Origin of the sequence: Paraburkholderia sp. BL17N1 (assembly GCF_003634175.1) — a bacterium.
Classification (GTDB): Bacteria; Pseudomonadota; Gammaproteobacteria; order Burkholderiales; family Burkholderiaceae; genus Paraburkholderia.
This window is the reverse complement of record NZ_RBIW01000002.1, coordinates 3,225,903-3,247,065: the sequence shown is the minus strand read 5'-3', so window position 1 is coordinate 3,247,065 and position 21,163 is coordinate 3,225,903. Positions and strand designations below refer to the sequence as shown.

Sequence of the window (21,163 nt, the reverse complement as noted above, 5' to 3'; positions counted from 1 at the left end):
GCCCCTCCCGCTTTGGGAGGGGCCTGTACGAGCTCCTTTACGTATTCTTCCCTGCACGACGCGCCACAATGCGGCGGATTCCGTCACACCTACGCGACTTGAGTTCATTGCGGGGAAGGGCTGGCTGGCCGCAGTCGAAACAAAACTATCAGGAAGGAGACAAAATGAAGATGAAACTGATCGGCGCGGCAGCGCTCGCCACATTCGCCTGCGCCGCTCAAGCGCAATCTTCGGTGACGCTCTACGGCATCCTCGATTCGGGCTTCCTGTATCAGAGTACTGCCGCAGCGTCGTTTAATCCGAAGGCGCCGAATACGGGATCGGTGTACCGGCTCAAGGACGGCGGCATTTATTCGAGCCTGTGGGGAATCAAGGGTAGCGAAGACATCGGCGGCGGCTATCACATCAATTTCAGGCTCCAGGGTTCGTTCGACAGCAGCACCGGCAAATTCGGCCTTAGCGATACACCCGGTGTCGCGGCTGCGTTCAACCAGTTTGCGACCGTCGGCGTATCGGGACCGTTCGGCACGTTCAACGCGGGCCGGCAGATCATCCCGATGATCTATGCCATGGCCGAGACGGATGTACGGTCCTCCCAATACTTCGGCAGTATCCTGACCGCGTGGCTGGGTATAAACCAGTCAGCCGGTTGGCCTGGCACCAGCACCAATGCGCCAATCGGCGCACTGTATGACAGCAACGCGCTGGTTTACCAGTCGCCCTCTTTCGGCGGTGCTTCGATCGGATTGGAGTACGCACCCGGCGGCGTGGCAGGCCAGTTTCAGGGGGGAACGCGCGAGTCCGCCGTGCTCAAATACGCGAACTACGGTCTGAGCCTGTCCGCTGTGTACTACAACGGACACGATACGAATCCGGCTCCCGGTGCGCCATTGACCGGCCTCGACAACAACCAGTTCGTGTATCTCGGCGCACTTTATACGCTCCACGGATTTTCGGTGTCGGCGTCGTACAGCAACGGCAGGAATCCTGCGCATTCCAATCAGGTCAATATCGATCTGTTTTCCGCGGGCCTGGGTTATCGCTTCAACCCGACGCTTCAGGTGACTTCGGGTCTCTACTACCTGAAAGACAAGAATAATTCGGCAAATCGTTCGACGGAAATTGCGCTCGGAGCCGAATACAAGCTCTCTGTCAGAACCATGGTTTACGGTCAGGTAGGTCACGTCGTGAACAAGGGGACCATGAACCAGACGATCGTCTACGGTCAGCCGGTGGCTCCAGGCCTGACAACGACGGCGGCCATGATCGGCTTGCGCCATAGCTTCTGAACCAACGGCGCATGTGGCGTTGTGCCGTGTCGCATGGGCCATCGCGGCATCCGGTTGCACCACGACACGGTACGTTTCACTTTCGGTGGCGACTGCGCCAGTCACGGGGCGTCAGACCAAAACGCTTCTGGAACCAGACCGTAAACGCTCCCTGGTTTGTGTAGCCCAACAGGGCTGCGACCCGGCCGATCGGATAACGCGGGTTGAGCAGGTAGCGCACGGCAAGATCGCGCCGAACCTCTTCAACGATGCCCGAGAAACGGGAGCCGGCTGAATCAAGCTGGCGCTGCAGGGTGCGCACGGTCAGATTCAGTTGTCGCGCCACCAGTTCGATTGAAGCCTGACTGAGGGGCAATAGCAGGTAGATCGTCTTGCGCACCTCCAGCGCAATAGAATCTGCCGCCGTATCGTTGAGCGGATTGGCGAGGCTTTCCGCATAACGGACCAGCACGGGGTCTGCATTCGGATTCGGATAGTCGAGGTCCGCTGCTGCACAAACGAATCCGTTGAAGTCGCTTTCAAATGTGATCGGACAGCCGAAGAACCGGCGATGGAAGGTCAGCTCAGGCGGCGCCGCATGAGTGAAATGCACACTGTGCGGTTTCCAGTGGGCGCCGAGGAGCGCGCTGGAATGGCGGGCCAGCACGCCGACGGCCAGTTCGATCGCCTGGACTGTCCGGGTGCCAGGTTCGGCGACAATCTCTTCGCGGATCGTCACCGTGTCGCCGGTCGTTTCGACGTACACAGCCAGCGCTTCGTTGAGCAGATAGCGGTACTGCGCCGCGGCCAGTAGCACCTCGCGGAGCGTGCGCTTGTGGGCGAGCAGAACGTTGACGACGCCACTGCCGAACTGCTGGCGGGTTTGCGCGATCCGCAGCCCCAGTGTCAAACACGACGCTTTCTCCGCAGTCGCTTCGAGCAACCGGCAGGCACCGTCAGCCGGAATCCGTTCCTCTGGGTTCGCCAGCGCCACGGCGTCGAGACCGACCGCCTGCACAAGCTCGTAGGGGTTCAGACCCAAGCCTCTCACCACGTCGAAATACCCGTGCAGTGTCGACGACCTCACCATGCTTTGCATTCGATCTCCATCCATTCCTCACGCGCGAAGCCGATTGGCGCGGGATTGGTGTTAACGCGCGGTGTCGTCAAATCATAAAACAATGTCGTCGGAAACGAAATCCGTATCGCCGGATTGCCGTATCTTCGCCTTACTGATTGATTTCCTGACGCGTCGACATGCACCCGGCGCCGAAGAAAAACATCCAACTATTTCTGGAGGAAACGATGCAATTTCTCGACGACTCGCTGCACCCGGAGAATCAGCACAAGGTAGTCATTACGACGGCTCCGTACGGACCGGAATGGGCGCCTGAGGATTTTCCCGAAGACATTCCGGTGACGATGGAAGAGCAGATCCAGAAGGCCGTCGACTGCTACAACGCGGGCGCGACCGTGCTGCACCTGCACGTGCGCGAGCTGGATGGCAAAGGCTCGAAGCGCCTGTCGAAGTTCAACGAACTGATCGCGGGCGTGCGCGCCGCCGTGCCGGACATGATCATCCAGGTGGGCGGCTCGATCTCGTTTGCACCGGAAGACGACGGCCAGGCCGCGAAGTGGCTGTCCGACGACACGCGTCACATGCTGGCCGATCTCGACCCGAAGCCCGATCAGGTGACGGTCGCGATCAACACCACGCAGATGAACATCATGGAATTGCTCTATCCGGAGTACCTGGAAGGTACGTCGCTGGCCAATCCTGCGCTCATGGCCGCCTATAGTGAAATGACGGTGCCCGCGGGACCGGCCTGGGTTGAGGAACATCTGCGCCGCCTGCAGGCATCGGGCATCCAGCCGCACTTCCAGCTCACCGGCATTCATGCGCTCGAAACGCTCGATCGCCTGGTACGCAAGGGCGCCTACAAGGGGCCGCTGAACCTGACTTGGATCGGCATCGGCGGCGGCTTTGACGGTCCGAACCCGTTCAACTTCTTCAACTTCGTCCACCGCGCGCCGGACGGCGGCACGGTCACGGCCGAGTCGCTGTTGAAGAACGTTTTGCCATTCAACATGATGGCGATGGCCATGGGCCTGCACCCGCGCTGCGGAATCGAGGACACGATCATCGACCAGCACGGCAATCGGATGAGCTCGGTGCAGCAGATCGAGCAGTGCGTGCGCGTGGCACGCGAACTGGGCCGTGAGATCGCGAGCGGCAAGGAAGCGCGCGAGATCTACAAGATCGGCGTGCAATACAAAACGGTGGACGAAACCCTCGCGGCCAACGGTATGGCACCGAGTCGCAAGGCAGGTGTGAAAAACCTGCCCCTGCGCGCCGCGTAACAGGGTGGGACTCGCCAACGGCATGATATTGCGCGTCGATGGTGATTGAAGAAGGAGGCTCCCCGGCTCGCATCGGGGGGCGACACAAATATCGGCCCCTTTTGTCCATCATGGGAAAAGGGCGCCGGACGCGCGAGACGCGGAGGAGACGAAATGCTTTTACAGCATGCTGAGCCCACGACGGGCGATCTTTCAACAACACAATCCGGGATACCGGCCTACGCATGGGTGGTATGCGCGCTCACGATCGGCCTGCTGCTTTCCGACTATATGTCGCGCCAGGTTCTCAACGCGGTCTTTCCGTTTATCAAGTCCGCGTGGAATCTCTCTGACACGAAGCTCGGCTCGCTCAGCAGCGTGGTGGCACTCATGGTTGGCGTGCTGACCTTTCCGCTTTCGGTTCTCGCGGATCGCTGGGGCCGCGTCAAAAGCATTGTACTGATGGCGGCGCTGTGGAGTCTCGCGACGCTCGGATGTGCCATCTCGACGACTTACGGCGAGATGTTGCTCGCACGCGCGTGTGTCGGTATTGGTGAGGCAGCCTACGGAAGTGTGGGCATCGCGCTGGTCCTGAGCATTTTTCCGCCGCGTCTGCGCGCCACGCTCACCGCCACTTTCATGGCAGGCGGCGCATTTGGCTCCGTGATGGGCATGGCGCTGGGCGGCGCTGTCGCGACCCACCTTGGATGGCGCTGGTCGTTCGGCGCGATGGCTTGCGTCGGTATCGCGCTGGTTGTCATTTACCGTTGTGTTGTCACGGAGAAAAGGCTGGCGGCACTGCAGCCGGCGACCGCCGGGCACAAGGGTAACCTCGGCGTGCGGATGAGCTTCCGCGCGCTGATGAAGGGGCTGTTTTCCACAAAGGCCGTCGTTTGTGCCTATGTGGGCAGCGGTATGCATCTGCTCGTGCCGGCGGCCGTGTGGTCATGGATGCCGAGCTTCCTGAATCGCTATTACGGCATGGCGCCGGATAAGGCCGCCGTGCATGGTGCGGTGTTCGTACTCGTGACTGGCCTTGGCATGATCGTGTGCGGCTGGCTCTCCGACCGGCTCAACAGGAAGGTCGTACAAAGAAAGTGGCTGACCGCGATCGTGTACTGCTTGTTGTGCTGCGTCCTGCTGGGCATCGCTTTCCAACTGCCGGCCGGCCGGTTGCAACTCGTCCTGATCGGTTGCGGCATGTTCTTCTGTGCCGGCGCGACGGGGCCCTCGGGCGCCATGGTGGCGAACCTTACCCCGCCGTCGATCCACGCTTCAGCATTCGCCACCCTGACACTGGCCAACAACCTGCTGGGGCTGGCGCCCGCGGCTATTCTCACGGGCATCGTCGCAGACCGGATCGGCTTGCTCGGCGCCTTGCAACTGGTCCCGCTGGCGCCGCTGTTCGCGGCGATCGCGTTTGCCATTGGCCGTCGCAGCTACAGGCGCGACCTCGACCTCGTGAATACACTGCGTGAGAAGGCCTCGCTCTGAGCGGCTCCCTCGCGCTTGCCGCGTCGTCCGCATGGTGAAGCGGCGGCGCGGTCGGTTAAATCCGGTCAACAAGGCAGTACCTGGACACTTTGCGGTAATCGACGCCTTCGCCGGGACGTAACGTTCTCCGGCAGGCGCATTCCCCTTCTGTAAATCGAGCAATAAACTGGAGAACGAATCATGGCGAAAGCAGTCCGCTTTCATGAAACCGGCGGCCCTGAGGTCTTGCGTTACGAGGACGTTGAAGTCGGTGATCCGGGCCCGGGCCAGGTTCGCCTGCGCCATGAGGCAGTGGGCCTGAATTTCGCGGACACCTATTTCCGCTCCGGACTGTATCCGGTTCCGCTGCCCGCCGGCATGGGTGTGGAAGCAGCCGGCGTGGTCGAAGCAGTGGGCGAGGGCGTGACGAACGTCGCGGCAGGTGATCGTGTCACCTACACGGGCTTTATCAACACGCTTGGCGCCTACAGCACGGAGCGCCTGTGTCCGGCAGCACCGCTGATCAAGCTGCCTGACGGCATTACCTGCGAGACAGCGGCAGCCATGACGATGCGCGGCTTGACCTCGTCGTATCTGATGCGGCGCATCTACGACTTCAAACCCGGCAATACGATTCTGCTTCATGCGGCCGCGGGCGGCGTCGGGCTGATCGTATCGCAGTGGGCCAAGCTGCTGGGGCTCACGGTGATCGGCACGGTTTCGAACGAAGCCAAGGCGGAAGTCGCCCGCGCGCATGGCTGCGAACACACCATCAACTACAGCCATGAAGACGTCGCCGCGCGCGTACGCGAGCTGACCGATGGCGCCGGGGTCAATGTGGTGTTCGACAGTGTCGGCAAGGATACCTTTGAAGCGACTCTGAATTCGGTCAAGCGCCGCGGCCTGATTGTTTGCGTCGGCACGGCATCGGGGCCGATACCGGCATTCAATCCGCAGATCCTGGCAATGAAAGGATCGCCGTACCTGACCCGTCCGGCGCTCGCCGACTACATCGCCGACCCGGCCGAAAAGTCGGACCTGGCCGGGGAGATCTTTGGCCACGTTGCGGCTGGCCGCATCAAGATCGAGATCAACCAGCGCTATGCGCTCGAGGATGCCGCGCAAGCGCACCGTGATGTCGAATCGCGCAAGACAACGGGTTCATCGGTCTTCGTCATCTAAGGAGGGCACCATGCTTGTCGAACAACTCACTAACGCCATTGGCGCCGAACTGGTGGGTGTCAAGCTCGCCGACGCGATCCACGACGATGGCCTCTTTGCAGAGATCCGGGCGAACCTGCTCAGGCACCGTGTTCTGTTCCTGCGCGATCAGGACATTAGCCATGCTGAGCATGTTGCTTTCGCGCGCCGCTTCGGTGAGCTGGAGGACCACCCGGTCGCGGGCAGCGATCCAGAGCATCCGGGCCTCGTGCGAATCTACAAGTCGCCGGATCAGCCCAACGACCGCTACGAAAACGCGTGGCATTCCGACGCCACGTGGCGCGAAGCCCCGCAGTTCGGCGCCGTGCTGCGCTGCGTGGAATGCCCGCCCGTTGGCGGCGACACGATGTGGGCGAACATGGTGCTCGCGTATGAGAACCTGCCCTCGCACGTGAAGGAGCAGATCGCCGAACTGCGCGCACGTCACAGCATCGAAGCGAGCTTCGGTGCGGTGATGCCGATCGAGAAGCGGCATGCCTTGAAAGCCCAGTATCCCGACGCGGAGCATCCGGTCGTGCGCACGCACCCCGAGACGAGCGAGAAAGTGCTGTTTGTCAATGCGTTCACCACGCACTTGACGAACTACCACACGCCGGCCCGCGTGCGCTTTGGCCAGGACGCCAATCCGGGCGCTTCCGATCTGCTGCGTTATCTGATCAGCCAGGCGTACATCCCGGAATACCAGGTGCGCTGGCGCTGGAAGCCGAACAGCATCGCCATATGGGACAACCGCTCCACGCAGCACTACGCCGTGATGGATTACGCGCCGTGCCATCGAAAGATGGAGCGAGCCGGAATTATTGGCGACAAGCCGTACTAACCTGAAGGACTCCGCGTCGTGACGCTCAATACCGCACCTACCGTACTCGTCGTGCCCGGTCTGCGTGACCATGTCGCCGAACACTGGCAGACACTGCTGCAGGCTCGTCTTCCCAAAACGGCTTCGGTGCCGCCGCTCGAGCAGGACAAGCTCAGCTGCGCGGCGCGCGTCGCGGCGCTGGACGAGGCCATCGCGAAGATCGATGGCCCGATCGTACTGGTCGCTCACAGCGCCGGCGTCATGATTACCGTGCACTGGGCGCGGCACCACAACCGCCCGATCCAGGGCGCGCTGCTGGCCACGCCGGCGGACCTGGAAGTTACCATGCCCGCCGGTTATCCGACGCTGGACGTGCTCGAAGAACACGGGTGGCTGCCGTTTCCGCGTAAGCCACTGCCGTTCCCGAGTATTCTCGGCGCCAGCCGCAACGATCCGCTTGCAGGGTTTGATCGCGCTGCCGGTATGGCGGCAGACTGGGGCAGCCGTCTCGTGGACCTCGGCGAAGTCGGGCACCTGAACCCCGCGGCCGGCTATGGCGACTGGCCGCAGGCGGACACCCTGATCCGCGAGCTGATCTGACATGGAAGCCATGTTGCGTCGGGCCCGTGATCGGGAGAACAGATAATGTCACGCCAGATACCGGTCGGATCAGCCGATGAACTCGCCCCAGGACAACGCAAGCTGGTCTTCGTTGACGGTCGCAGTGTCGTGCTCCTGAACGTCGACGGTGAACTCTGCGCCGTCGACAACACCTGTCCGCACAACGGCGCATCGCTTGCAGGCGGGCAGATCGAAGGGCGCCTGCTTCGCTGCCCCGCCCACGGCCTTCGTTTTGACGTCGTGACCGGTTGCATGCCGGGCAAAGGCGGTTTGAGTCTTGTGACCTTTCCCATCCGGAACGTCGCCGGCACGCTCGAACTCACCGTCGGCGATACCACGGCAGATGCGTGTCACGCGCAATCAAGCTGAATCTGGACAAATGAGGAAGATAGTCATGTATGGTTTGATGATGCAGCAACCGCTGCTGGTCGCATCGCTGCTCACCCACGCCGAACGGCATCACGCCGGGCAGGAAATCGTGTCGCGACGGGTCGAAGGCGACATTCACCGCTATCGCTATCTCGATCTTGCGCAACGCGCCAGAAAGCTGGCCAACGCCCTTGCCGGGCTCGGCATTGCTCAGGGCGAGCGCGTCGGTACGCTGGCATGGAACGGCTACCGCCACATGGAGCTGTACTTTGCGGTGTCGGGTTCCGGCGCCGTGCTCCACACGCTCAACCCCAGGCTGCACGTCGATCAGATCGCCTACATCATCGATCATGCCGACGATCGCGTCATTTTCTTCGACCTGACCTTCCTCCCGCTGATCGAGTCTGTCGCATCGCGTATCAAGAGCCCGAAGGTATTCGTCGCGATGACCGACCGCGCAAACATGCCGGCCAGACACGACCTGCCGGTCATGTTGCTGTGCTACGAAGATCTCATCGACGGTCACAACGACGACTTCGCCTGGCCGCTCCTCGACGAGAACCACGCCTCTTCCCTGTGCTACACGTCAGGGACCACCGGCAATCCGAAAGGGGTGCTCTACAGTCATCGTTCAACGCTTCTGCACACTTACGCAGCGGCGTTGCCCGATTCACTGAACTGTTCAGCGCGGGACGTGATCCTCCCGGTCGTCCCCATGTTTCATGTGAACGCGTGGGGTCTGCCTTATATCGCATGCATGGTCGGCGCCAAGCTCGTGTTCCCGGGTCCCGCTCTCGATGGAAAATCGCTCTATGAGCTGATCGAGGCCGAACAGGTCACGCTCTCCGCCGGTGTCCCGACTGTCTGGCAGGGGCTGCTTCGTCATGCGGCCGAGCGTGGCACGACGTTTACTTCCATGCGCCGCACGATCGTGGGAGGCGCGCCGTGCCCGACGGCCATGACCGCGGAATTCCAGGAGCGCTACCAGGTCGACGTCCTGCATGCGTGGGGGATGACGGAACTGAGCCCGGTCGGCACGGTTTGCAGCTTCAAAGGGCACCACCTGTCGTTGCCGGCGCAGCAGCGCTACGCTATCCAGGCGAGGCAAGGCCGCGCCGTGTTCGGCATCGACATGCGGATCGTGGGCCCGGACGGCAAGGAGTTGTCATGGGACGCTCAGGCATCGGGCGACCTGCAGGTGCGCGGGCCGTGGGTGACGTCCGGTTACTTCGGCGGCGAAGATGCGTCGCCGCTATGCGATGGGTGGTTTCCGACCGGTGACGTGGCAAAGATCGATCCCGACGGCTTCATGCAGATCACCGACCGCAGCAAGGACGTCATCAAATCCGGCGGGGAATGGATCAGCTCGATCGACATCGAGAACGTGGCCTGCCTGCACCCGGGAGTGGCGAGCGCCGTGTGCATCGCCGCGAGGCATCCGAAATGGGACGAGCGCCCGTTGCTGCTGATCGTGAAGACGCCGGAGAGCGCGCTTGGATCTGACGAGTTGCTCGAATTTTTTGACGGCCGGGTCGCGAAGTGGTGGAAGCCCGATGCCGTCGTGTTCGTAGAAGCCCTTCCTCTCGGTGCAACCGGCAAGGTGCTCAAGAACCAGTTGAGGGATCGGTTCCGGGACTACTACGTGACCGCTTGACGCGGCGCGCAACACGATGGACACCCGGATGTCCGTCGTCGAGTTCCAGCCTTTGCCGTCGCCGAATCTCGTGAGGCTCCCGGCTCAGAAGCGCTCGGCTATGTACTTGAACGGATAGTCCGGATCTTTATAGCCATCGGGTTTTTGTCTCTTCGGCAGCGTAATTTTCTTGCGCGGCGTTTCCTGATAAGGAATTCTTCCGAGCACGTCGCTGATGATATTGAGGCGCACGCGCCGCTTGTCGTTCGAATTAGCTACATACCACGAAGCGATATCGGTGTCCGACGCCTCGAACATCGCGTCGCGTGCACGGGAGTAGTCATACCATCGGCTATAGGATTTCAGGTCCATTTCCGTCAGCTTCCAGACCTTGCGTCCGTCGTGGATGCGAGCTTCGAGGCGGCGCGTCTGTTCTTCGGGGCTGACCTCCAGCCAGTATTTAAGCAGGATCACCCCCGAATCGACGATCGCACGCTCGACAAGCGGCACCGCCTTGAAAAAGGTCGCGACGTCCTCGTCGGAACAGAAGCCCATCACTCGCTCGACTCCCGCGCGGTTGTACCAGCTGCGATCGAAGATCACGACTTCTCCCGCAGCCGGCAGATACGGCACGTAACGTTGCAAGTACATCTGGCTCTTCTCGCGTTCACTTGGCGCAGACAACGCAACCACGCGAAATACCCGAGGACTCACCCGTTCGGTAATCGCCTTGATCGTGCCGCCCTTACCGGCGCCGTCGCGTCCTTCGAACACGATGCAGATCTTGCTTCCCGTTTGCACGACCCATTCCTGAAGCTTGACCAGTTCAACGTGCAGATGAAACAACGCCTTCCGGTATTCCTTGTAAGAGAGAGCGTTGCCCTCCGCGGAAGGCACTTCTTTCCCCCGAGTCTTCGCCATTCCCATATCTCCGCGCGGACGTGACCTGCATAATTTTCCCGTGATCCTTTAGCAAGGTAGGACGCCGGACACCGGACGGCCATACGACTTTGGTCCAATATCGTCGCTGAAACGTGCGCAGTATCTTGCTGGAGTCCACCATTGGATCGTCGATCCGACGGTCGTCGCCATGCTATGTCCACGTGCTGATTCGAACAGCGCCATCGCCACCGGCAAAGCGGCACTTGTGACCGCCGGAACAGCATTAGGACTGCTGCCGCGTTCGTGATCGGCGCGACGAAAATGCACCCTCCGGCGGCATTCGCCCGCCGCCGCGTGTCGACATGCCATGAGCGCGTTCGGCCGGGGGGACGATAAACACATGCCAACCGCGGCGAGAGACCTCATGTACGCTATCGGCCTGATGGATCAGGGAAACATCGACACCCGCGAGCCGGTTCTGGACATCGTCGATCGGGTGTCCGAATTGTGTTTTGGCCTGTTTATGGCGCTAACGTTTGTCGGCGCCGTGTCGGCCGTCACAGCCGGCGAAGGTGCCGGGCGGAAGATGTTTTATACGGCGCTTGGCTGCAACCTCGCGTGGGGCCTCGCCGATGCGGTCATGTTTCTGGTCCGCACGCTGACGAATCGCGGCCGGCGGCTGAGGCTTGCGCTGACCGTGAGACATGAGCCGGATGCGGCGGCGGGAGTTCGCGCGCTTCGTGACGCATTGCCCAGGTGGGTCGCGCCGCTGATCGCCGATACGGAACTGGAACTCATCCGGGCGCGCATTGCCGCCATCCCGGATTTACCGCAACGGCCGCGCTTTTTGCGGGCTGACATGGTCGCAGCGGCGGCCATCTTTCTGATCGTAGTCTCCTCGACGTTCCCGGTCGCCTTGCCGTTCGTCGTGTTCAGCCACGTCCCGACTGCCTTGATCGTCTCGCGTGCATTGACGATCGTCATCCTGTTTGGCAGCGGAATAGCGCTGGGCCGTCATTCCGGGTTCGGTGAATGGAAAGCGGGATTGGCCATGGCAGCGCTCGGCGTACTGCTGACCATGGCAATCATCGCGTTGGGAGGATAAAGCAAACGCGGCTCTCCCGGACCGCGTACCGAGCCGGCTACAACCTCACGTGATCGGCTCCCTGCGCCACGACCGCCGATCAGGTCGCCCGGCGTAAGACCAAGGTCTGATTTTCCGATTGTCGCATCGTGACATTATGTAATCGGAGACGTCGCCACCGACGCGCCCGTTCACCGAAGACGCGACAGTTTGCATGTTCGCGGGAGACTGCTCGTGTGTGCCATGAGGACAGGAGCGGCAGCCGCGTGAGGACTTCACGGGTCATTGTGCACCGCTGCGTTGCTCGCGGGATGAGCCAGTAAGGCGAGCCGGATTGCGGGCAACCATTGGATCGCGATTGGGCAGGGAACAAGCGGCCAGAAATCGAGCTGGCAGTCCGCACTGTAACCACAATGGAGGTCGATAATGAACAGACGGAATTTTATGCAAAAGATCGCGATTTCAAGCGCCGCCGCGAGTTTGACATTGACGGGGTGCACCGCGACATCCGGCAGCGGCAAGAGTCCTGAAACTGACGCGGCAAAGCGGCAAGAGATCAATGCAGCCGTGGACGGCACGTTGTCACGATTGGCCACGACAGTAAAAGGTTCGAGTGAACTGGTCTCGAAGGCTCAAGGGGTGCTGGTTTTCCCATCGGTGAAAAAGGCGGCCTTCATTGTCGGCGCCGAGCACGGCGAGGGCGCATTGCGAGTGGGTGGCGCGACAGTCGGCTACTACAACACGACCTCCGCTTCATTCGGACTCCAGGCGGGCGTCCAGTCGACCGCGGTCATATTTCTCTTCATGACGCAATCCGCGCTGGACGGTTTCCGCAATTCGGCGGGGTGGTCGGCGGGAGCCGACACAGGAGTCTCGGTCGCGAAAATGGGTGCCAACGGCGCGATAGATACAACATCAGCGACCTCACAAGTGGTTGCGCTCGTCTTGACCAACGTCGGTCTGATGGCGGATCTGTCGCTCGCCGGAACGAAGGTGACCAAACTTGATTTGTAAGCGCGCGCTACGCGCTCGAGCATACAAAATTAATCAGCATGCTTAAGGAATGCCATATTGATTCGAACCTCTGCACAGCGGACGGCGCGGTACGATGCGATCAACGTTCGTGAGCTGGCCAAATAGGCACGTCTTTACTATCATTCGGCGCGCGCAATGATTCGCTATTGATGGCGTGGTGATGGCAATTTCACCAGGAGACTCATAATCTGATTCACGCAATGCACACAGATCTTTCCGGATAAAAAGCTTGTTGTACGTCCGCTGGTGGCAATAGGACGGCGCACGGGATATATCTAAATAGTCCTTTAGACGTTCCGGCCCGTTGCCGCCTGGATATTGTCCGCCGGTCGCTATATGACGCGAATTCACGGTGCCAGTTAAGGGCATACTTGCATGTATGCAGGCCTGTACTGGATCCACACGAGGAGATGCACCGCTACATTGTATTTAGCAAGGCTTTTCAACGTTCAGATAAGTGCTAGTGAGTGTCCATACAGTACGCATCGGCCAGGGATTGGAAAATCTCAAAAAAGTCTTTCATGAACCTTCACATCCTTGCCTGAGGCTCTATACTGTCTTCAAGTTACCGATGTTTCAGGTTCAACGCTAAGAATCAGTATAGTTGACCGAATCCGCACGTGGCGAGACGGCGACTTTGGACATGCACTCAACATTGGTGACGGAGAGACCAGTGATCAATCTGATCGTGCGTGGCAAAGACCTGGTGCAAGGCATGGTCGGTATCGCCATGGCCTGCTGCTACGCGGCCCGACTGCGCTCGCCTAGAGATGTCCACCGGCAGTCGCGTGCCTCACCCATCAGCGCCCGTTCGCCTCGGGAACGAGCATATTGGCGGCTGAGAACACCAGGCGCGAAATCATTGGCGTTTTTCGACGACGTTGCGGATCAGCCCGAAAAATGGATTGCTGCCAATGAGCGCGAGCTTGCCAATGCAAAGCCGGGACGGCACGCACATGCAGGCGCAAGCGCGACCGGTCTGCAAGCAGAACGCTGCGGCAGGCGCGGGATTCTGGACGAAAGAATTCATTTGCGGGACGCGCTTGAAATGTTGCCGGTCGCGATGCTTACGCTCGATCGGAAAAATCAGATAGTCTTTGCGAACGCCAGAGCGATAGAACTGTTCGGCTACACCAGCGAAGAATTGACCGGCGCACCGATCGAGATGCTGTTTCCGGTCCATGCCTGGCAGGGTTGCGATTCCATGGCCGAAGACCGCGGCGCCCGTCACAGGAGCGCCGATCGGGCAACGACACAGGTGCTGGTCGCGCGCCGGCGCGACGGTGAAGGCTTTCACGTGGAAGCCGATACCAGCAGATACAGCGCGTCTGATCAGGGTTTGCAGATCATTGCCATAGCAGGGCTCGTGGCCTGCCGCGAAGTCGATCAAAACCGCAAGGAGATGGCTCATCTGGTGCGGGTTTCATCTTTGGGAGAACTAGCGAGTTCTCTCGCACACGAGCTGAATCAGCCGCTTACCGCTATCTTGAGCAACGCGCAAGCGGCGCAGAAATTGATTGAGTCGGAGAAGGTCAATACGGCAGAACTCCGTGAGACATTGGGCGATATCATTCTGGATAACCGGCGCGCGAGTGAAGTTATCCAGAAGATCCGGACGATGGTACGAAAAGGTGACCTTGAGCTGCAGCCGGTAGATATCGGCGATGTGGTCCGGGACATCGCCCTGCTCGTACATAGCGACGCAGTAGCGCGGGAAGTTCGCACGGAATTCGACATCGCCGACAATCTGCAGACGTTGTTCGGCGATAGGGTTCAACTGCAGCAGGTGTTGCTCAATCTGCTGCTGAACGCCTTCGACGCGGTGAAGGATTGCGATCCGGCTGAACGCGTCATCGAAACTACGGTGCGAGAAGGGGTCGGGGGAGGAGTACGGATTACGGTGAAGGATCGAGGTCAAGGGTTGACCGTCGACAAGATGAATAAAATATTCAGGCCATTCTTTTCGACGAAGCCCCAGGGACTCGGTCTTGGTCTTTCCATCAGCCGCACGATCGTCACAGCGCACGGAGGCTGGTTATGGGCGGAGAACAACGAGTGCAAGGGAGCGTCGTTTCACATAATGCTGCCTCAGAAAGCGGCTGTACGAATGGATCCCCGCGGGTCGTCATAAATCCGGACACCGCGCGTGTTTTCATCGTGGACGACGACGAGCAGGTGCGATGCGCGCTCTCCCGACTGCTTCGCGTATCCGGTTATCTGGTTGAAACTTTCGACAGCCCCGAAGCTTTTCTGGATAGAGCCGACCTCGCCAGCGTACCTGCATGCCTCATTCTCGATTTGCAGATGCCGGGCAAGTCGGGGCTTGAAGTGCAGCGCAATCTCAATCAGCTCTTGCCTATCGTTTTTCTGACCGGGCACGGCGATGTCGGGTCGAGCGTTGAAGCAATGAAGGGTGGTGCGCTCGATTTTCTGCCCAAGCCGGTATGTCAGTCTCTCCTGCTTGCCGCGGTGGACCGCGCGCTAAAGGTCGCTTGCATGGAGTGGGCGAAGAGGAGCGAAAAGGCTGAGCTGCAGGAACGGGTCGATTGTCTCACGCACCGCGAGCGTGAAGTCATGGCGCTCTTATTGACAGGGCGTCTGAACAAACAGGTCGCCAGCGATCTTGGGGCGGCTGAAAAGACCATCAAGATTCATCGCGCCCGGGTGATGAAGAAGATGAAGGCGCGATCGATTGCCCAACTGGTTCGGCTCGCGGAAAAGGTCGGCATGGACGCAGCCGACGACCTATAAGTTTGCATTGCCCCGATCGGGATTGCGCGGGAAGGGAGGCCGGCGCAATTCCATCCTGTTGACGCCGCTAGTGGACCAAGGTCCTATATCTCGCTTTAAAATCTCACGTTACGCTGGAACTCCGAACGGGTTTTCTCGTGGAGCGACCGCGCTTTCGCATATCAAAATGGTCAACCCCAATCAGATCGTTGCCATAGTCGACGATGATGAATCGGTATGCCGAGCCATCAAGCGGCTGCTGCGCGCCTCAGGTATTGAGGCGGAGACGTTCTCCAGCGGCGACGAGTTCTTGAATACGCTCTCGGCGATTCCGTCGTACCGGCCTGCGTGCGTTATTCTCGACATCCAGATGCCTGGCACAGGCGGACTGGAAGTTCAGCGTCAACTTGCGCCGATGGGCCTGCCGGTCATCATGATCACCGCGCACGATGAGTTCTCCGTCAGACAGACCGCGCTCGCGTCAGGCGCTGCCGCATATCTGCGAAAACCGTTCAATGCGGCCATCCTGATCAAGGCTGTGGAAATGGCGATGAATGGTCCGCTGCGCCCTTGAAGTATCTGTGCCCGGCCGGGCGATATGAGACCAAGGTCTGATTGCCTCTCTGTATTTCAGCTACCAAACTGACCTACATCAGCGCGCGGCTCAAATCGCCAGCCGTCGTCGTGCGCGGGTTACTGCGCGCGCAGCGCTCAAAGAAAAAGCCGGAGTACGTGATGAAACCAGGGCCCACCTTACTCGCTTCTGCAATTGCGATTCTGTTCAGCGCCATTGCATTCGACACGTCGGCCGCCGACTTCGATGGCAGCAAACGACTCATCTGCGCGACGATCGACGCGCATTCATGCGATCCCGGACTAACCTGCAGCCGTTCTTTACCGGCGGATATCGGAGCGCCCCGGTTTCTCTCGCTTGACTTCGACAAGAAGGTGATCATCGGACCCGCGCGAACGACGCCCATGCGTATCGCCAGCAAAGATGCCAATCAAATCATCATGGACGGGACAGAGATGGGATTTGGGTGGACCTTGGTGCTCGATTCGACCGACGGATCAATGACATTGACGATCGTCAATAGCGACGAAGCGCTGGTGCTCTTCGGCAACTGTACGGTCTTGTGATCAGGCGGGCGCGCAATGAAAACTGTCGCCATCCATCATTCCACGCGGGGGCCGCATTGTCTCAGTGCTGCGGACACACCGGTTGTGTTTCGTCGTTCGTGGCGCGCGCTGCTGCTGATGGCAGCGGCGGTGACCTTGCTCGCTGCCTGCAAAAAGCAACCTGCCGCGCCTGCCGCTGCCGCGCCGGAGGTGACCATTACGACCGTCGTACAGAAGGACACGCCTGTCGATTTCGAATTTACCGCTCAGACCCAGAGTTCTCGCGAGGTCGAGATTCGTGCTCGCGTGGACGGTTTTCTCGACAAACGCCTGTACGTTGAGGGGCAACTCGTCAAGGCCGGGCAGACGATGTTCCAGATGGACCGCAAGCCGTTCGAGGCCGCGCTGCAAACCGCGAAAGGACAACTCGCGCAGCAGCAGGCGCGTTATCAGGTTGCCAAGGCGAATCTGGCGCGGGTCGAGCCGCTCGCTGCTCAAAACGCGTTGAGCAAGAAAGATCTCGACGACGCGATAGGCAACGAAAAGCAGTCCGCCGCCGCAGTGATCGCGGCAAAGGGGGAAGTCGATACGGCACAGCTCAATCTCGGCTATACGACGATCAAATCCCCCCTTGCGGGTCTGTCGAGCTTTGCACGTCAGCAGGACGGCAGCTATGTCACGGCGACTTCCAACGGCTTGCTGACCTACGTTTATCAACTGGACCCGATGTGGGTGAACTTCAGTATCTCCGAAAACGAGATGTTGAAGTACCGGGACCAGATTGCAGCAGGTCTTCTGAAATTCCCGGAGCACAGCGATTTTGTCGTCAAGCTGATCCTGGCCGACGGATCGGTGTTCTCGCAGGTGGGCCGTATCGACTTTGCGAATCCTGCTTTCAGCACCGAAACGGGGACTTTTCTGGTGCGGGCGGTGTTCGATAATCCGAAGGGAGCATTGCGGCCCGGTCAATTCGTGAAAGCACGCGTTTCCGGGGCCATCAGGCCCAACTCGATTCTCGTGCCGCAGAGGTCCGTATTGCAAGGCTCGAAGAGTCACTTTGTCTGGGTCGTCGACGACCAGTCGAAAGCGCACCAGCGGGTCGTCGAAGTGGGCGATTGGCAAGGCGACGACTGGTTCGTCTCGGAGGGACTCAAGCCGGGCGAGCGCATCGTGGTGGATGGCGCACTGCGTGTCGCAGCGGGGGCGCAACTCAAGATCGTTAAAGGCCCATCCGCCGAGAAGAACGCAGCGCCCCCCGCACCTGCCGGGTCTGAAAGTGCGGCGCAGGCGCCTGCACCTTCCACGCAGGCCAAGGAGTCTGAGGCGCAAGGAACCGGCAGCGGTGCGACCCAATGAAAGGCCGACCGATATGAGCATCTCGCACTACTGCATCGATCGGCCGATTTTCGCGTCGGTCATTTCGATTGTCATTACGCTAGGTGGCGCGTTGGCGATGTTCGCCCTGCCGGTCGCGCAGTATCCCGACATCACTCCGCCGCAGATCACCATTTCCGCCACGTATCCGGGCGCGAACGCGGAGGTTGTGGCGAACAATGTCGCCGCGCCGATCGAGCAGCAGGTCAATGGCGCGGACAACATGATCTATATGAACTCGTCGAGTTCGTCCACTGGCAACCTGACGATCAATGCGTACTTCCAGATCGGCACGAACCCGGAACTGGCTCAAGTCGACGTTCAGAATCGCGTGAATCTCGCCTTGCCGCAACTGCCCCAATCGGTCCAGGCGCAGGGCATTCAGGTGCAGAAGAAGTCGTCCGCCTTCATGATGGTGATTGCAATTTATTCACCTTCCGACCGCTACGACTCGGTCTACATCGCGAATTTCGCCAACGTCTACGTGCTCGACGCGATCAAGCGGGTGCCGGGCGCGAATCAGTCCAGTATCTTCGGCAATCCGGATTACGCGATGCGTATCTGGCTGAAGCCCGATCGGATGGCGCAATTGGGCGTGACAGCCGCGGACGTTCAGCGCGTAGTGGCGAACCAGAATCAGCAGTTCGCCGTGGGCAGTATCGGGCAGTCGCCTACGGGTAAATCGGTTGAGCAGTCGTTTGCCGTGACAACGACTGGCCGTCTGACCGAGCCGTCCGAGTTCGAAAATATCATCGTGCGCGCAGCGAATGGCGGGGCGGCAATCGTGCGCATCAAGGACATCGGGCGTGCCGAACTGGGGCAAAAAGATTACTCCATCCGCAGCCGGTTCCAGGGCAAGCCCGCGACCGTCCTCGCTGTTTATCAGCAGCCGGGTGCGAATGCACTCGAAGTCTCGAAGAGCGTTCGCGCGACGCTGGCGGAACTGAAAAAATCGTTTCCGGAAGGCATGACTTATGAAATCGCGATGGATACGACCGAGTTCACCCGGTCCTCCATCTCCGACGTCATTCACACCTTCTTTGAAGCGCTGGTGCTCGTCGTTATCGTCGTTTTCGTGTTTCTGCAGAGCCTTCGCGCGACGCTGATTCCGATCGTGGCGGTCCCGGTCTCGATTGTCGGCACATGCATGTTCATGCTTCCGCTGGGGTTCTCGATCAACATGCTGACCCTGTTCGGGATGGTGCTCGCCATCGGGATCGTGGTCGACGACGCAATCGTTGTGATCGAGAACGTCGAACGAAACATCACGGTGCTCAAGCTCAATCCCAAAGATGCCTCCAAAAAGGCCATGGACGAGGTGGCGGGACCGGTCGTCGCGATTGTGCTGGTGCTGTGCGCGGTATTCGTACCGGTGGCGTTTCTCGGCGGCATCACAGGCCAGATGTACAAGCAGTTCGCCATTACGATTGCGATATCGGTCGTGCTGTCCGGCATCGTCGCGCTGACTTTGTCGCCGGCGCTCGCCGCGTTGCTGCTGAAGAGTTCCCACCACGAGAAGAAGGGCTTCTTCCGCTGGTTCGATAAACAGTTCGCGCGCATGACATCGGGCTATTCGCGAGCGGTCAGGCTGGTAATCAAGCGATCGATTTTCGCGCTGGTGTTTTTCGTAGCCATGATCGTACTCGCCGTGCTCATGGTGCGGTCGATTCCCTCCGCGTTCCTGCCACCGGAGGACCAGGGCTATCTGCTCGGCGCGGTCGTCATGCCCGACGCGGCGAGCCTCGACCGTACCGGAGAAGTGTCCCAACAGGTCACCGACTACTTCATCAAACAGCCGGCAGTCGGCAGCATCACAGTGGTCGACGGATATAGCCTGCTTGATAACCAGAACAAAAACAACGCAAGTACTTTCTTTGTCGGTTTCAAGAGCTTCGATGATCGCTATTCTTCGGACAACATCCGCACGCAGAACGCGCGAACCGTCTTGCAAGATGCGTACCGCCATTTCGCCAACGTGAAAGAGGGCGTGGTGATTCCCGTCAACCCGCCATCGATTCCTGGTCTCGGCACGACCGGCGGCACGGAAGTGTGGATTCAGAGCAAGGGCGACGCGAGCATCGCGCAACTCGCGGAGGTTGCGCAAGACTTCGTTCAGAGGGCCAAGCAGCGTCCGGAACTCGCGGGTGTGACTTCGACGTTCAATGCCTCGTCGCGGCAACTGCTGGTGCAGGTGGACCGCGACAAGTCCGAGACGCTCGGCGTGCCCGTCGAAGACGCGTACAGTTCGATGCAGACGATGTTCGGCTCGCTCTACGTCTCGCAGTTCAACCGCTCGAGCCGGCTCTGGCAAGTGATTTTGCAGGCTGAGCCGTCGTACCGGTTAAAGCCGAGCGACCTCGATCAGATTTTCGTGCGCAGCAAGACTGGCTCGATGCTGCCGATGACGTCGGTGGCCACTTACCAATTTGTCGTGGGTCCCGATCTGGTCACGCGCTTCAACAATTTTCCCGCGATCAAAATCACGGCGAACGCCGCTCCCGGATTCAGCTCCGGCCAGGTCATCTCCACCCTGGAGGAACTGGCGACGCAAATGCCGGCCGGCTATGACGTCGCCTGGAGCGGAGAGGCTTACGAGGAACGGCAATCGGGCGGCACGTCGGGGCTCGTCTTCGTGTTCGGCCTGGTGATGGTGTTCCTCATCCTCGCCGCGCAGTACGAGAAGTGGAGCTTGCCGTTCGGCGTGCTGATGGCGGTCCCGTTCGCGCTGTTTGGCGCACTGCTCGCCATTCTGCTGCGCGGCCTGAGTAACGACGTCTACTTCCAGATCGGCTTGACGATGCTGGTTGCGCTTGCGGCCAAGAACGCGATCCTGATCTTCGAATTCGCCGTGCTGAATCGCGAGACCGGCGCGTCGGTGTTCGACGCCACCATGACGGCGGCCGAAGAGCGCTTGCGTCCGATCGTGATGACGTCGCTGGCCTTCATTCTTGGCTGTGTGCCGCTTGCCATTGCGACGGGCGCGTCGGCCAACAGCCGCCATTCGATCGGCACGGGGGTGATTGGCGGCATGATCGGCGCGACGGCCATCGCCGTATTCTTCATTCCGATGTTCTATTACCTGCTTGAGTCGATGTCCTCGCGCTCCAGCGGCGGCAAGCAGAAGTCCGACCCCGGCGCAGCCGGAACGACGCGGGAGTCGGGCGCCGCAGAGCCCGGCCTGCCGCCGTCCGCGCCGTCGCAAGAGAGCCCTTGAC

General features: G+C 60.2%; 18 protein-coding genes. 16 read left to right on the top strand and 2 right to left on the bottom strand.

The window, feature by feature from the left end; genetic code table 11:
- Positions 1-164: 164 nt before the first annotated feature.
- On the top strand, positions 165-1,289 hold the full coding sequence (locus B0G82_RS34475; RefSeq protein ID WP_116144750.1) for a porin: 1,125 nt from the start codon (positions 165-167) through the stop codon (positions 1,287-1,289).
- A gap of 76 nt (positions 1,290-1,365) precedes the next feature.
- On the opposite strand, the gene B0G82_RS34470 is transcribed toward B0G82_RS34475, so the two are convergent.
- Entirely contained in the window at positions 1,366-2,367 is a 1,002-nt protein-coding gene (locus tag B0G82_RS34470; protein ID WP_121310503.1) for an AraC family transcriptional regulator, read from the bottom strand.
- Between the two features lie 206 nt (positions 2,368-2,573).
- Here B0G82_RS34470 and B0G82_RS34465 point away from each other — a divergent pair, with 206 nt between their 5' ends.
- From B0G82_RS34465 to B0G82_RS34435, 7 genes are all read left to right on the top strand, one after another.
- Complete coding sequence (locus tag B0G82_RS34465; RefSeq protein ID WP_116123771.1) at positions 2,574-3,629, top strand: 3-keto-5-aminohexanoate cleavage protein; 1,056 nt, start codon at positions 2,574-2,576, stop codon at positions 3,627-3,629.
- A gap of 153 nt (positions 3,630-3,782) precedes the next feature.
- Positions 3,783-5,102, top strand: a complete 1,320-nt coding sequence (locus B0G82_RS34460; protein ID WP_116144748.1) for an MFS transporter — start codon at positions 3,783-3,785, stop codon at positions 5,100-5,102.
- A gap of 180 nt (positions 5,103-5,282) precedes the next feature.
- The gene (locus tag B0G82_RS34455; RefSeq protein ID WP_121310502.1) at positions 5,283-6,263 is read left to right on the top strand and encodes a quinone oxidoreductase; all 981 of its coding nucleotides are present in this window, start codon (positions 5,283-5,285) and stop codon (positions 6,261-6,263) included.
- A gap of 10 nt (positions 6,264-6,273) precedes the next feature.
- On the top strand, positions 6,274-7,122 hold the full coding sequence (locus B0G82_RS34450; RefSeq protein ID WP_121310501.1) for a TauD/TfdA family dioxygenase: 849 nt from the start codon (positions 6,274-6,276) through the stop codon (positions 7,120-7,122).
- Positions 7,123-7,140: 18 nt separating this feature from the next.
- Positions 7,141-7,701, top strand: a complete 561-nt coding sequence (locus tag B0G82_RS34445) for an alpha/beta hydrolase (RefSeq protein WP_121310500.1) — start codon at positions 7,141-7,143, stop codon at positions 7,699-7,701.
- A 45-nt stretch (positions 7,702-7,746) separates the two neighbouring features.
- Positions 7,747-8,091, top strand: coding sequence for a Rieske 2Fe-2S domain-containing protein (locus B0G82_RS34440; RefSeq protein WP_121310499.1), 345 nt, complete (start codon positions 7,747-7,749; stop codon positions 8,089-8,091).
- Between the two features lie 25 nt (positions 8,092-8,116).
- Complete coding sequence (locus B0G82_RS34435) at positions 8,117-9,745, top strand: 3-(methylthio)propionyl-CoA ligase (RefSeq protein ID WP_116144738.1); 1,629 nt, start codon at positions 8,117-8,119, stop codon at positions 9,743-9,745.
- An 84-nt stretch (positions 9,746-9,829) separates the two neighbouring features.
- On the opposite strand, the gene ppk2 is transcribed toward B0G82_RS34435, so the two are convergent.
- Positions 9,830-10,645, bottom strand: coding sequence for a polyphosphate kinase 2 (gene ppk2 / locus B0G82_RS34430; protein ID WP_116144736.1), 816 nt, complete (start codon positions 10,643-10,645; stop codon positions 9,830-9,832).
- A 385-nt stretch (positions 10,646-11,030) separates the two neighbouring features.
- Here ppk2 and B0G82_RS34425 point away from each other — a divergent pair, with 385 nt between their 5' ends.
- The 8 genes from B0G82_RS34425 to B0G82_RS34390 all read left to right on the top strand — a co-directional run bounded on the left by B0G82_RS34425 (position 11,031) and on the right by B0G82_RS34390 (position 21,162).
- Positions 11,031-11,711, top strand: a complete 681-nt coding sequence (locus B0G82_RS34425; protein WP_121310498.1) for a hypothetical protein — start codon at positions 11,031-11,033, stop codon at positions 11,709-11,711.
- Between the two features lie 405 nt (positions 11,712-12,116).
- Positions 12,117-12,704 carry a YSC84-related protein gene (locus B0G82_RS34420; protein ID WP_121310497.1) on the top strand — a complete coding sequence of 196 codons (588 nt, stop codon included), beginning with the start codon at positions 12,117-12,119 and terminating at the stop codon, positions 12,702-12,704.
- Between the two features lie 694 nt (positions 12,705-13,398).
- The gene (locus tag B0G82_RS34415) at positions 13,399-14,856 is read left to right on the top strand and encodes an ATP-binding protein (protein ID WP_121310496.1); all 1,458 of its coding nucleotides are present in this window, start codon (positions 13,399-13,401) and stop codon (positions 14,854-14,856) included.
- Between the two features lie 26 nt (positions 14,857-14,882).
- Positions 14,883-15,476: a response regulator gene (locus tag B0G82_RS34410; RefSeq protein ID WP_241974957.1), complete on the top strand. Its 594-nt coding sequence runs from the start codon at positions 14,883-14,885 to the stop codon at positions 15,474-15,476.
- Between the two features lie 166 nt (positions 15,477-15,642).
- A complete protein-coding gene (locus B0G82_RS34405) occupies positions 15,643-16,029 on the top strand; it encodes a response regulator (RefSeq protein ID WP_116121609.1) in 387 nt (128 codons plus the stop codon).
- Positions 16,030-16,070: 41 nt separating this feature from the next.
- A complete protein-coding gene (locus B0G82_RS34400; RefSeq protein ID WP_241974955.1) occupies positions 16,071-16,595 on the top strand; it encodes a hypothetical protein in 525 nt (174 codons plus the stop codon).
- Positions 16,596-16,712: 117 nt separating this feature from the next.
- Positions 16,713-17,930: an efflux RND transporter periplasmic adaptor subunit gene (locus tag B0G82_RS34395; RefSeq protein ID WP_241975050.1), complete on the top strand. Its 1,218-nt coding sequence runs from the start codon at positions 16,713-16,715 to the stop codon at positions 17,928-17,930.
- A 13-nt stretch (positions 17,931-17,943) separates the two neighbouring features.
- On the top strand, positions 17,944-21,162 hold the full coding sequence (locus tag B0G82_RS34390; RefSeq protein ID WP_121310494.1) for a multidrug efflux RND transporter permease subunit: 3,219 nt from the start codon (positions 17,944-17,946) through the stop codon (positions 21,160-21,162).
- Position 21,163: the final 1 nt, after the last annotated feature.